The sequence below is a fragment of the Enterobacter cloacae complex sp. AR_0002 genome, assembly GCF_001922365.1.
In the GTDB taxonomy this organism is placed as follows: domain Bacteria; phylum Pseudomonadota; class Gammaproteobacteria; order Enterobacterales; family Enterobacteriaceae; genus Enterobacter; species Enterobacter hormaechei_C.
Genome location: NZ_CP018814.1, coordinates 4,086,061 through 4,099,160 on the forward strand (window position 1 = coordinate 4,086,061; position 13,100 = coordinate 4,099,160).

The 13,100-nt window shown below is 56.0% G+C and carries 12 protein-coding genes; 5 read left to right on the forward strand and 7 right to left on the reverse strand.

Annotation, left to right across the window (positions count from 1 at the left end; translation table 11 throughout):
• Nucleotides 1–3: 3 nt before the first annotated feature.
• The 5 genes from AM329_RS20135 to tsgA all read right to left on the reverse strand — a co-directional run bounded on the left by AM329_RS20135 (nt 4) and on the right by tsgA (nt 6,140).
• Nucleotides 4–174, reverse strand: a complete 171-nt coding sequence (locus AM329_RS20135) for a YhfL family protein (RefSeq protein WP_003861638.1) — start codon at nt 172–174, stop codon at nt 4–6.
• Nucleotides 175–320: 146 nt separating this feature from the next.
• Nucleotides 321–1,694: a siroheme synthase CysG gene (cysG, locus tag AM329_RS20140; protein WP_023323823.1), complete on the reverse strand. Its 1,374-nt coding sequence runs from the start codon at nt 1,692–1,694 to the stop codon at nt 321–323.
• A 134-nt stretch (nt 1,695–1,828) separates the two neighbouring features.
• The gene (nirD, locus tag AM329_RS20145; RefSeq protein WP_003861642.1) at nt 1,829–2,155 is read right to left on the reverse strand and encodes a nitrite reductase small subunit NirD; all 327 of its coding nucleotides are present in this window, start codon (nt 2,153–2,155) and stop codon (nt 1,829–1,831) included.
• Entirely contained in the window at nt 2,152–4,695 is a 2,544-nt protein-coding gene (gene nirB / locus AM329_RS20150; RefSeq protein ID WP_032608042.1) for a nitrite reductase large subunit NirB, read from the reverse strand. Before nirB ends, nirD begins: the two co-directional genes overlap by 4 nt.
• Before the next feature lie 260 nt (nt 4,696–4,955).
• The gene (gene tsgA / locus AM329_RS20155) at nt 4,956–6,140 is read right to left on the reverse strand and encodes an MFS transporter TsgA (protein WP_003861648.1); all 1,185 of its coding nucleotides are present in this window, start codon (nt 6,138–6,140) and stop codon (nt 4,956–4,958) included.
• 278 nt (nt 6,141–6,418) lie between these two features.
• On the opposite strand from tsgA, the gene ppiA reads away from it, so the two are divergent.
• From ppiA to AM329_RS20180, 4 genes are all read left to right on the forward strand, one after another.
• Nucleotides 6,419–6,991: a peptidylprolyl isomerase A gene (gene ppiA / locus AM329_RS20165; protein WP_032608039.1), complete on the forward strand. Its 573-nt coding sequence runs from the start codon at nt 6,419–6,421 to the stop codon at nt 6,989–6,991.
• Between the two features lie 105 nt (nt 6,992–7,096).
• Nucleotides 7,097–7,681 carry a putative adenosine monophosphate-protein transferase Fic gene (locus tag AM329_RS20170; RefSeq protein WP_032608038.1) on the forward strand — a complete coding sequence of 195 codons (585 nt, stop codon included), beginning with the start codon at nt 7,097–7,099 and terminating at the stop codon, nt 7,679–7,681.
• Between the two features lie 30 nt (nt 7,682–7,711).
• Nucleotides 7,712–8,275, forward strand: a complete 564-nt coding sequence (gene pabA / locus AM329_RS20175; protein WP_003861654.1) for an aminodeoxychorismate synthase component 2 — start codon at nt 7,712–7,714, stop codon at nt 8,273–8,275.
• An 87-nt stretch (nt 8,276–8,362) separates the two neighbouring features.
• Nucleotides 8,363–9,583 (forward strand): aspartate aminotransferase family protein, encoded by a 1,221-nt coding sequence (locus AM329_RS20180; protein WP_003861656.1) that lies wholly within the window; start codon nt 8,363–8,365, stop codon nt 9,581–9,583.
• On the opposite strand, the gene AM329_RS20185 is transcribed toward AM329_RS20180, so the two are convergent.
• Both AM329_RS20185 and crp read right to left on the reverse strand, forming a co-directional pair.
• Nucleotides 9,580–11,667 carry a YccS/YhfK family putative transporter gene (locus AM329_RS20185; RefSeq protein ID WP_032608035.1) on the reverse strand — a complete coding sequence of 696 codons (2,088 nt, stop codon included), beginning with the start codon at nt 11,665–11,667 and terminating at the stop codon, nt 9,580–9,582. The two genes, AM329_RS20180 and AM329_RS20185, sit on opposite strands and share 4 nt — an antisense overlap.
• 57 nt (nt 11,668–11,724) lie before the next feature.
• Complete coding sequence (gene crp / locus AM329_RS20190; RefSeq protein WP_000242758.1) at nt 11,725–12,357, reverse strand: cAMP-activated global transcriptional regulator CRP; 633 nt, start codon at nt 12,355–12,357, stop codon at nt 11,725–11,727.
• 310 nt (nt 12,358–12,667) lie between these two features.
• Here crp and AM329_RS20200 point away from each other — a divergent pair, with 310 nt between their 5' ends.
• Nucleotides 12,668–13,072, forward strand: a complete 405-nt coding sequence (locus AM329_RS20200) for an OsmC family protein (RefSeq protein WP_023323819.1) — start codon at nt 12,668–12,670, stop codon at nt 13,070–13,072.
• Nucleotides 13,073–13,100 lie beyond the last annotated feature (28 nt).

Consider the following 13,100-nt stretch of genomic DNA (forward strand, 5'->3'; position numbering starts at 1 on the left):
CGCTTACTGCTGTGCCGCCGGGCCGCAACCGCCGATGATCTTCGAAATGGAGATCGCCGGATGCAGCAGGTAATCGTAGCTGCAATTATTTTTAGTATTTTGAACGTGACCGGTGCAGGCCGTCAGAGTTGTTAACAGGCCGACCAGTACGGCAGCTTTTGCCAGTTTGAACATACGCATTCCTTGTCAATAAAATCAAAAAATTGGATGTAATACGAGGGAATAAATGGAAAAGTTCCATTACGCGGGCGGTATGTTATCGATTGAGGTAAGAAGGGAGTAGTCCGCTTCAAGACTACTCCCGGGAGAGAGATTGTGCGTTAGTGGCTGGAGAACCAGTTCAGTTTTTCACGCAGTGCTACCACGCGGCCCACCACGATCAGCGCCGGGCTTTCAACCTGCTGCGCCAGCTCACCCAGCTGCGTCAGCACGCCATCGACCACGCGCTGCGTAATGGCGGTGCCGTTTTCCACCAGTGCGACCGGCATATCTGCTTCCATGCCGTGCTCCAGCAGTTTCGCCTGAATCGTGGCTGCCTGATTTAGCCCCATGTAGAAGACCAGCGTCTGCTTTTCAGCGGCCAGATTATGCCAGTCCAGCTCGCTGCCGGTTTTCAGGTGGCCCGTCACCAGGCGCACGCTCTGGGCATAGTCGCGATGGGTTAACGGAATGCCGGAATAGGCAGAACAGCCGGATGCCGCCGTAATACCCGGCACCACGGAGAATGGAATGCCCGCGTTGCAGAGAGTTTCCAGCTCCTCGCCGCCGCGACCAAAGATAAAGGGATCGCCCCCTTTCAGACGCACCACACGCTTACCTTTCTGCGCTTCCCGCAGCAGGATCTGGTTGATCTCCTCCTGCGGTACGCAGTGATAACCTGCCCGTTTGCCGACGAACACGCGGTCAGCATCGCGGCGTACCAGATTCATGATGTCATCAGAGACCAGACGGTCATACACCACGATGTCCGCCTGCTGGATCTGCTGGAGACCCTTCAGCGTCAGCAAGCCCGCATCGCCGGGACCTGCGCCCACCAGTACCACTTCACCGCGATGATCCAGCGGCTCGCTCAGGAGCTGTTCGGTCGTCTCTTCAACGGCTTTGGTGTCCTGATTGGCCAGCGACTGCGCCAGCCTGTCATTGACAAAGAACTTCTCCCAGAAGCGACGGCGTTCGCCCACGGTTGCGAAGGTTTGCTTCACGCGGGAACGCAGCTGCCCGGCGTATTGGGCAATCTGGCCAAGATGCTGCGGCAGCACGGCTTCCAGTTTTTCCCGCAGCAGACGGGCAAGAACGGGCGAGCGGCCACCGGACGACACCGCAATCATCAGCGGTGAACGGTCGATAATCGACGGCATGATAAAGCTCGCCTCTTTCGGCGCATCCACCACGTTACAGAAGATGCGGCGCGCTTCGCAGGCGTCGCTGACGCGCTGGTTAACGTCATCGTTATCCGTTGCGGCGATGGTCAGCCAGCAGGTATCCAGCAGGGATTCATCAAATTCGCCCTGCACCTGGGTGAGCATCCCTTCCTGCGCCCAGACGTCAAACTGTGGGGCGAAGGTGAGGGCGTTAACGGTCAGTCGGGCGCCCGCCTCTAACAGCAGGCGCGCCTTGCGTTCAGCCACATCGCCGCCGCCCACGAGCAGGCAGTCGCGGTTGCGTAATTGACAAAAAATCGGCAGGTGATCCACGACGTTACCTCACAGCATTCATGGCGGGGGAAGAATTGACGTCAGGATAACAGCAGGAATCGTACAGAACATACGGTTTTTCCTGCCGTTACCCATAAGGGGTCATAAGCCTTTCCTATTGAAAAGGCGAGGGGTTACCCTTTCAGCTGCACCTTGCCGTCCTTCACGCGGACGTCGTAGTGTTTGACCGAGAAGCTTTCATCTTCCATGCAGCGCCCGTCGGTTAAGCGGAAGCGCTGCTTTTTCAGCGGGCTGGCAACCCACAGTTCGCCCTGGTGCTCCGCAATCAGACCGCGGGAGAGCACGCTGGCCTCGAAGAACGGGTCGATATTGCTGATGGCATAGACCTGTTCATCGTGGCGAGGACGGAAAATCGCCACCTGCTCGTTGCCCAGCAGGGCACAGACGCCGGTTGCTGGCAGAATGTCGTTAATATTGCAGATGTTTACCCACTGGCTCATGCGTTTTCCTCCACCAGCATCACCGGAATACGTTCATACGGGGTCGCTGGACGATGCTGTTCACGCTCCGGCACCACCTGCACGTTCGGGTCGCGCTGGGTGCTGTTGATAAAGTGTTTGAAGCGCGTCTGCGCCGCTGGCGTGTTCACGGTTTTGGTCCACTCGCAGATCACCGCCTCGCGCAGGCGAGTCATCTCGGATTCCAGCTGTTCATTCAGGCCCAGCTTGTCGTCGATAATGACCGACTTCAGGTAGTCGATGCCGCCCTCGAGGTTATCAAGCCAGGAGGCGGTACGGGTCAGCTTATCGGCGGTACGGATGTAGAACATCATGAAACGGTCGAGGTATTTGATCAGCGTATCGCGATCGAGATCGGCGGCCAGCAGATCCGCGTGGCGAGGTTTCATCCCGCCGTTGCCGCACACGTACAGGTTCCAGCCTTTCTCGGTGGCAATAATACCCACGTCTTTACCCTGCGCTTCCGCACATTCGCGGGTACAGCCGGAGACGCCGAACTTCATTTTGTGCGGGGTACGGATGCCTTTGTAGCGGTTTTCCAGCTCAACGCCGAATCCCACGCTGTCGCCGACGCCGTAGCGACACCAGGTGCTGCCCACGCAGGTTTTCGCCATGCGCAGCGCTTTGGCGTACGCGTGGCCGGTTTCGAAGCCCGCTTCAATCAGCTGACGCCAGATTTCCGGCAGGTCGTCCTTCTGCGCGCCGAACAGGCCGATACGCTGGGAACCGGTGATTTTGGTGTACAGGTTAAACTCACGGGCGATACGACCCACGGCGACCAGCCCTTCCGGGGTGATTTCCCCTCCGGCAGAACGCGGGATCACCGAGTAAGTCCCGTCTTTCTGAATATTGGCCAGGAAGTTATCGTTGGTGTCCTGAAGCGGAGTGTGTTCTGGTTTGAGCACATATTCGTTCCAGCAGGACGCCAGCAGCGAACCAACGGTAGGCTTACATACCTCACAGCCATAGCCCTGGCCGTGTTTCTCCAGCAGTTCGTCAAAGGACTTAATGCCCTCCACGCGGATCAGGTGGTACAGCTCCTGGCGAGAGTAAGCGAAGTGCTCGCACAGGTTGTTGTTCACTTCAATGCCCTGTTTTGCCAGCTCGGCGTTCAGCACCTGGGTGACCAGCGGGATACAGCCGCCGCAGCCGGTCCCGGCTTTGGTTTCCGCCTTCAGCGCCGCAACGGTGTGGCAGCCTTTGTTAATGGCGGAGATCAGCATGCCTTTGGTGACGTCGAAGCAGGAACAGATTTGCGCGCTGTCCGGCAGTTTATCCACGCCAATGGACGGCTTACCGCTGGAGGCGTGCGCCGGGAGGATCAGCGCGTCCGGGTTTTCCGGCAGCTCAATGGCGTTCAGCACCAGCTGGAGCAGGTTGCCGAAGTCGCTGGTGTCGCCCACCAGCACCGCCCCGAGCAGGGTTTTGTTGTCCTGGCTGACGATAAGACGTTTGTAGACTTCTTTGCTTTCGTCCAGATAAACATAGCTGCGGGAGTTCGGGGTGCGACCATGCGCATCGCCAATACCGCCCACGTCCACGCCCAGCAGCTTCAGCTTGGCGCTCATGTCTGCGCCGGTGAAGGCGTTTTCGCTGCCGAGGATATGGTCAACGGCGACCTGCGCCATTTTGTACCCAGGCGCGACCAGGCCGAATACGCGGTTGTTCCAGCTGGCGCATTCGCCGATGGCGTAAATATCCGGGTCGGAGGTCTGGCAGGTGTCGTTAATCATGATCCCACCGCGCTGCGCGACGGCCAGACCGCATTGCGTTGCCAGCTTGTCGCGCGGGCGGATACCGGTGGAGAAGACGATGAAGTCCACTTCCAGCTCGCTGCCGTCGGCAAAGCGCATGGTTTTGCGTGCTTCAGTCCCTTCCTGAACGATCTCTTTGGTGTTTTTGCTGGTGTGAACTTTCACGCCCATGCTTTCGATCTTACGGCGCAGCTGATCGCCACCCATGTGGTCGAGCTGTTCGGCCATCAGCATCGGGGCAAATTCGATAACGTGGGTTTCAACGCCGAGGTTTTTCAGCGCGCCTGCCGCTTCCAGACCCAGCAGACCACCGCCGACAACCGCGCCGCGTTTGCTTCGACGTGCGCAGGATTCGATGGCGTTGAGGTCTTCAATGGTACGGTAAACGAAACAATCCTGGGTTTCCGACCCTTTAATAGGCGGGATCCACGGATACGAGCCCGTCGCCATGATCAGCTTATCGTAAAAAACCGTACGTCCGGCGCTGGAGTGGATTACTTTCTCCTGACGGTTGATGGTGATAGCGCGTTCGCCCACCAGCACTTTTACGCCATGCTTCTCGTAGAACCCTTCACGCACCAGAGAGAGCTCTTCGGCGGTATGGTGAGAGAAGTAAGAAGACAAGTGCACACGGTCGTACGCCTTGCGGGGTTCTTCACAGAACACGGTAATATCGAACTGCTCAGCATCGGCTTTATCGAGAAGATCCTCAATAAAGCGGTGGCCGACCATGCCGTTACCGATGATAGCGAGTCTGACTTTGCTCATTTTTGCCTCGATTTCTTTTCTATTACTGCCTACCTTAACGATTCAGCAGGGGCACTTATTGATGCAAATCAAATACGCCTTCACCTACCCCTTAGGGGGTATATCTATGATTTGTCAGGATTTTTATAAGTGACGGATATTGTTTGATTTTTGTGCTTGTTCGTTTTTCGCACAAAATTAATGGGGTTTTTACCCATCGGCGGGCAGGGCGGGTGAGCACAGGGGAAACCCCTTTGCAGTACGCAAAGGGGTTACGGCGATTAGTGGGTAGCTGTTGCCGGGTTGTGTTGACGGTGACGGGTCACAAAGCCCAGCACGAAGCACATGATAAACACTACGGCGTACAGACCGTTAGCGGTATGCAGCGCCGCCAGCGGGCCGCTGTGCGCAACAATCGGGCCCGTGACCACGAAGGTCAGCATGGTGCCGATGGTGCCGCAGGTCAGCACGAAGTTCACCAGCTTTGGCGAGGCCACTTTGGTCTGAAGAGAGCCAAGGGTGATGATCGAGGTATAAATCGCGCTGGAGAAGAAGCCCAGGGTCAGGATGAACCACGGCATATGCTCCGGGGAACCGTTGATGAACAGATACATCAGCACGGTCGCCAGACCCGCCAGAACGGTCAGGATCCGTTGCAGGTCGAAGAAGCGCAGGATAAAGCTAAACGCCCACATGCCGAACATGTAAGACATCCAGAAATCGCTCACCAGTTTACCCGCGTCGTTCAGGCTCATGCCCAGACCTTTCGCATACTCAGGAACCCAGGAGATAAAGCCCAGCTGGCCGAGGATGTAACACAGCGCGGCGATGGAGAGGAACAGTACGCCGATACCCCATTTTTCTTTCGCAACCGGCTCGGATGTAGTCTGCGCTTTTTTGCCCAGCACCGGGAACTCGCAGCCGAAGGTGAGAATGAAGATCGCGACATAGACCAGACCAATGCAGGCATATACCCAGTACCACTCAATGCTGCGCGCCAGAAGATACGCGGCGACCATCGGGAAAATCATCCCGGCCATGCTGAAGAAGGAGTCGGTGAACAGCAGACGCGCGCCGCGCTGGCGGCCTTCATACATGTGCGTAATCAGAAACGTACCGATCGACATGGTGATCCCGCTCACCAGGCCCAGTACGAACATGGCGGCAGAGAAGAGGGCGATGCTGTGGCTCAACATCAGGCCCGCCACGGCGGCAACCATCAGCACGAAGCCAAAACGCAGCTGCGTTTTCAGCGGCACGATTTCCATCAGCCAGGCATTAAGGAAAATAGAGATCAGGATCCCCGCGTTCAGGAAGGTGAAGGTGTTACTCATGCTGGAAACGGGCAGCTGGAAGTAGTCTGCGATATTTCCCATCACCATCCCGGTGACGATCACCAACGCGCCGGTCAGGGCGTAAGAGAAGAAGCTAATCCATGTGAGCTTGATGCGATTGCTGTTAGTCATGTCTGGCCTGTTAAAAGTAAAGAAAAACGCAATGACTGCGTTTGAGCGGGCAGATTTTAGTCGCGAAAGTGATCTAATTAAATCTTTTCAGAAAATTTTGAGCACAATTGCAGGTTTTAACGTGATGCAGATCACATTACGTTGCGGGATGAACAATCGTTTGCGCGGTAATAATTGTTTCAATTTGGTAAAATTAGGTAAAAGACTGGTCTGGGTTCATACTGCTCTTTAGAATCAAGCCATTCGCTTTTTATACTGCGCTTTGTTAAGGAATTCTCATGCTCAAATCAACACTGGCGGCTGTTGCAGCTGTGTTTGCTCTTTCTGCCGTTTCCCCTGCTGCGCTGGCAGCTAAAGGAGACCCTCACGTCCTGCTGACTACCTCTGCGGGGAATATTGAGCTGGAGCTGGATAGCCAGAAAGCCCCTGTTTCGGTGAAAAACTTCCTCGACTACGTGAACAGTGGTTTTTATAACAACACCACGTTCCACCGCGTGATCCCGGGCTTTATGATTCAGGGTGGCGGTTTTAACGAGCTGATGCAGCAGAAACAGCCTAACCCGCCCATCAAAAATGAAGCTGACAACGGCCTGCTGAACAAGCGCGGCACCATCTCGATGGCGCGTACGGCGGACAAAGACAGCGCCACCAGCCAGTTCTTCCTCAACGTGGCTGATAACGCCTTCCTGGACCACGGTCAGCGCGACTTTGGCTACGCGGTGTTTGGCAAAGTGGTGAAAGGCATGGACGTGGCGGATAAGATCTCTCAGGTTCAGACTCACGATGTCGGTCCATACCAGAATGTGCCGACTAAGCCTGTCGTCATTCTCTCCGCGAAAGTGCTGCCGTAATCGTTCCCTCACACGGGCACATCTTGCCCGTGTCTTTCCGCCCTCCCTGCGAAAGCGCGTTTTGCTGCTTATACTTGTGGCAAACGGACTATTCAGGGAGGCGTAGTGAAAAAACTCACCGACAAGCAAAAATCCCGTCTCTGGGAGCAACAACGTAATGTCAATTTTCAGGCCAGCTGCCTCCTTGAAAAAGGTAAGGGGCCCGCTGAACCCGATATCGAGACGCTGGAACTGGGGCCTTCCGCACCGGGTTTACCCCATCTGTGTCTTATTCACCGCCATTTATTCCGCAACGAAATGAAAGGCGCGGGCGAGCTGCGCACCGCCGATATTTCCAAGGGCGACATTCCTTTTTGCCATTTCGAGTACATCGAGAAAGTGGGTAATGAGCTGATGGCTTCGCTGGAAAGTGATAAATATCTGGTAGGCCTTCAGAAAGAAGAGTTTACAGACAGAATCAGTCATTACTACTGTGAAATCAACATGCTACATCCGTTTATGAGCGGTAATGGCGTGGCCCAGCGGATCTTCTTTGAACAACTGGCTATTCATGCGGGCTACGTGCTGAACTGGCAGGGGATCAACCCGGACGACTGGGCTGCCGCCAACCAGAGCGGGGCGATGGGGGATTTGACCGCCCTGAACGTCATCTTCGCCAAAGTTGTGAGCGAAGCGCGGGAATCTGCGTAAAATAGGGCGGCCATTTTTTCAGGAGCCGCCATGATTCTGCTGATTGATAACTATGATTCCTTTACCTGGAACCTCTACCAGTATTTTTGCGAGCTGGGGGCAGAGGTGGTTGTCCGCCGTAACGATGAGATCGCGCTGGATGACATTGACGCGCTGGCACCTCAGAAAATCGTGATTTCGCCCGGGCCGTGTACCCCGTCGGAGTCCGGCATCTCGCTGGCGGTAATCCAACACTATGCGGGCAAACTGCCGATTCTGGGCGTCTGCCTGGGTCACCAGGCCATTGCGCAGGTCTTTGGCGCCACCATTGTCCGTGCCGCGAAAGTCATGCATGGCAAAACCTCACCGATCACACACACCGGTACCGGCGCATTCCTGGGGCTAAACAATCCGTTAACCGTGACGCGCTACCATTCTCTGATTATTGATCCGCCGACCCTGCCGGCCTGCTTTGAGGTTACCGCCTGGAGCGAGACGCAGGAGATCATGGGCATTCGCCACCGCGAGTACGATCTGGAAGGTGTGCAGTTCCACCCGGAAAGCATTCTCAGCGAACAGGGGCACGCGCTGCTGGCCAATTTCCTTAATCGCTGAATATCGGTTGCCTTGCTGTGATTTTTTATGCATATTTTGTGATTATATTTTCACAATAACTGTGACATAAAAATGGATGGTCATGACATGGCAACTGAACAACCAGCAATTACCCGCGCGACATTCGATGAAGTGATCCTGCCGATTTATGCACCGGCTGAGTTTATCCCGGTGAAAGGGAGAGGCAGCCGCGTCTGGGATCAGCAGGGCAACGAGTATGTTGATTTCGCAGGCGGTATTGCGGTGACGGCACTGGGCCATTGCCATCCTGCGCTGGTGGACGCGCTGAAAACGCAGGGCGAAACGCTGTGGCACACCAGCAACGTGTTCACCAACGAACCGGCGCTGCGTCTGGGGCGTAAGATCATCGATGCCACCTTCGCCGAACGCGTGCTGTTTATGAACTCCGGCACCGAAGCCAACGAAACTGCCTTTAAGCTGGCGCGCTACTACGCAACCACGCGTCATAGTCCGTACAAAACCAAAATCATCGCCTTCCATAACGCCTTCCACGGTCGCTCGTTCTTTACCGTTTCCGTGGGCGGCCAGCCGAAGTATTCCGACGGCTTTGGTCCGAAACCTGCGGATATCATCCACGTGCCGTTTAACGATCTGCACGCCGTTAAAGCGGTGATGGACGATCACACCTGTGCCGTGGTGGTCGAGCCCATTCAGGGGGAAGGCGGCGTCACGGCGGCCACCCCGGAATTTCTGCAAGGGCTGCGCGAACTGTGTGACGAGCACCAGGCGCTGCTGGTGTTTGATGAAGTGCAGTGTGGGATGGGGCGTACCGGGGATCTGTTCGCTTATATGCACTACGGCGTAACGCCGGATATTCTGACCAGCGCGAAAGCGCTCGGCGGCGGTTTCCCGGTCAGTGCGGTACTCACTACCCAGGATATCGCTTCCGCATTTCATGTGGGCTCACACGGCTCCACCTACGGCGGTAATCCGCTGGCGTGTGCCGTGGCGGGTGCGGCGTTCGATATCATTAATACGCCGGACGTCCTGAATGGCGTGAATGCGAAACGCGATCTGTTTGTGAAACATCTTCAGCAGATTGACGAACAGTTTGATGTCTTCAGCGAAATCCGCGGAATGGGGCTGCTGATTGGCGCCGAGTTGAAGCCTCAGTATAAAGGCCGCGCGCGCGATTTCCTGCACGCCGCCGCGCACGAAGGCGTCATGGTGCTCAATGCCGGGCCGGACGTGATGCGCTTTGCGCCATCGCTTGTGGTGGAAGACAAAGACATCGAAGACGGATTAACCCGTTTTGCCGCGGCGGTCGCGAAGATCGTCAGCGGCTAATACGCGGTTCGTTTTAACCGGCGCGTTAACCAAATCCCGTGATGCGGGCGCTGACGCCATGCCACCGACGAAATGGTGTGCATGGTGTTCAGGTGGCCGAGAACGCGCTGTAAATGCTGCTCAAGGGTGCTCATCGGCCCGTGGGTCAGCGTCTCCGGCGCTTCCAGAATGTTCGAATCACCTGACTCGCCCGGTGCATCATACTCCAGGCGCTGCTGACAGCGCTGCAACGCAATTTCACACGACTGCAAATAGCGCTGCGCCAGATCCGGCGTCAGCATCGTGTGCTCCCGCGCCAGCGTCGTCATGGCATTGATGTGCTCGACGATAAACTGGCTGTGCGTGACCCACAGCTTCATGTCAGCCAGATAGTGCGCGTTAAAGCCCGGCTCCTGCATGGCCTGGTTAAGGGAGTTGAACAGGGCGTTATGCGCCTGGTTGACCTTCATGCGCTCGTAGGCCAGCGGAGAGGGCTGTGGGTCATCGCTCAGGATCAGACGAATGGCCTGCTGGTCAGCTTCCAGCGCGTCGTGGGCGTTCTGCCTCAACAGCCCGCTCTGCCACTGCGGCCACAGCCAGACCATGCCGCCAAAGGCGATCAGGCAGCCAATCAGCGTATCGACCAGACGGGCAATAATAAACTGTTCCCCGTTAAGCGTGAGCAGTTGAAGGGTATACACCGCCGTCACCGTAAAGCCCACCATCGCCCAGCCGTAGTTTTTGCGGATAATCAGATAGCTCACCAGCGTGATTGCCAGCATACCGGCCAGGGTATAGCCCTCCGGCACGTGGAAGTGCAGCGTTATGCCCGCGATAATCAGCCCCGCCATCGTGCCGCCCGCCCGATGCAGAATACGGACCCGCGTGGCGCCATAGCCGTTCTGGGTAACAAACAGTACGGTCATTAAGATCCAGTAGGGTTTCGGCAGGTGCAGGGCCATTCCCATCAGGCTGGCGATGCTCAGCATCACACTGATCCGTGCGGCATTGCGCAGGGCAGAAGATTTCAGTGAAAGATAGCTTTTGAGCGCGGGCAGCAGCGGCAGCCGTTTTTGCTTATCGGCCATCAGGTCGCGGGCATAAAGCGGGCGCTGGGTGCGTAACACCGGGGCGATGCGGCTGAAATGCCAGGCAGCAAATTGCCCGACCGGGTTATCCGCGTGCTGACGCGCAATCTTTTCCAGCGCGCCGAGCTGTTTGTCCATGTTAAAGCGCGTCGGGTAGCGGTGATAGAGGATATCGTCAGCCAGCACCCGCAGGCGGGCCGCGACGGTCTGCGCGTTCCAGCGGATCACCGCTTCTGCATGGCTGCGCTCCACCAGCTTTTGCACCTCTTCCGGATTATGAAGGCTGACGGAGATATGCTCCTGCAAATCCAGCCCGACCTGGAAGATTCGCAGCAGCCGCTTGTATTCATGATTTTTGTTGGCGGCAAGCATGTGCAACTGCTGATAGCACTGGCTGATCAGATCCACCACTTTTTGCTGGCGCGCCAGTAGCGGCGGCAGGGATTTTTCCGGGTCGGTATGTTGAGTGAGCAGGGTGTATTTTGCTTCGCAGTATTCAGCAAGCTGCACGTAGAGCAGGCTCAGGGATTCGCGCAGCGGCTGTTCCCGCCACAGCCAGAACCAGAACCAGTTAAACAGCCCGTACCACAGCGTGCCGAGGGCGTAGATCAGCAATGGCTCCCACACCGGCATATTACCTGCAAGGCTTAAGGTGAAGATGGCGGCAATCAGCGACGCGGGAAGCAGGCGGGCGTGCAGCGAGCTGATTTCGGCGGTGACGCCGAGCGTCATCGCCAGCACGGTCAGGATCAGCGGCAGAGGAATGTCGCGGGCCAGTAAGAGTTGTACGGCAAGGCTACAGCCGGCAAACAGGCAGCCGCCAATAATCAGACGTTTAAAAAAGCGTTTATGCGGCGTATCCAGACCGGCAATGTTGCAGCAGGCGGGCACGAGGGAAAACAGCAGGCCTTGCTGAAGATGTCCGAGGAGCAGGCCCACGGCCACGGGAAGACACAACACCAGCGTTTGTCGTAGTGCGTAGTTAACTTCCGGGTGATAGATCAGCCTGCGCCACATGAGGAGTAGAGACAAAAACGGCGTGCCACCCTGCGGCGGCACGCCGTTTGACCGGAATTAACGGGTCCCGTAAACCACGATGGTTTTACCGTGGGCGGAGATCAGGTTCTGATCTTCCAGCATCTTCAGGATACGGCCCACTGTTTCACGGGAGCAGCCGACGATCTGACCGATTTCCTGGCGGGTAATTTTAATTTGCATACCGTCAGGGTGGGTCATGGCGTCTGGCTGTTTCGCCAGGTTCAACAGCGTCTGCGCGATACGACCGGTCACGTCCAGGAAGGCGAGGTTACCCACCTTCTCAGAGGTCACTTGCAGACGGCGTGCCATCTGGGAAGAGAGACGCATCAGGATGTCAGGGTTGACCTGAATCAGCTGACGGAATTTCTTATAAGAAATTTCAGCCACTTCACATGCTGTTTTTGCACGAACCCAGGCGCTACGTTCCTGGCCTTCTTCAAACAGGCCCAGTTCACCGATAAAATCGCCCTGGTTCAGATAAGAAAGGATCATCTCTTTCCCTTCTTCATCTTTGATCAGCACGGCCACCGAGCCTTTAACGATGTAATACAACGTTTCCGCTTTTTCACCCTGGTGAATCAGCGTGCTCTTTGATGGGTACTTATGAATGTGGCAATGAGACAAGAACCATTCGAGAGTCGGGTCTGTTTGCGGTTTGCCAAGCACCATGCGCTGTTATCCTCTGTTATAAGCTGTCACCAGAGTCATAAGATGCATCCGGACTCTGGGGTTGCAATCGAATTCTTACCCATACCTGGGAAGTCGGCTGTCGTAACGTTTCGCAGCCAGTAAAGTTTGATGTCCTCTGCATACATGTGTAACGTCAATGTATTACTGTAGCATCCAGAGTGTTTTAGCATAGCTTTCGCTGCGTGTCTCCTGGTGTCTCGCTTCAGCATGACGCAGGTCGCCTTCCGTTGCGAGAAATGTAACGTACACGTAATCTGTCATAAAAAATGCAACGTTGGAGTGAGTGAATATGCAAGCGCGTGTGAAATGGGTTGAAGGGTTAACGTTCCTGGGCGAGTCTGCTTCCGGGCACCAGGTTTTGATGGATGGCAACTCCGGCGATAAAGCGCCAAGCCCGATGGAGATGGTGCTGATGGCGGCGGGCGGATGCAGCGCGATCGACGTGGTGTCGATCCTGCAAAAAGGCCGTCATGACGTGACCGATTGTGAAGTGAAGCTGACGTCAGAACGTCGCGAAGAGGCGCCACGCCTGTTCACGCATATTAATCTGCACTTTATCGTCACTGGCAAAGAACTGAAGGATGCGGCGGTCTCGCGTGCGGTTGACCTGTCTGCGGAGAAATACTGCTCTGTGGCGTTAATGCTGGAGAAAGCGGTAAAAATCACCCATTCGTATGAAGTGATAGAGGCTTAATTATTGGGGCATCGTGCGTGTTGATGCC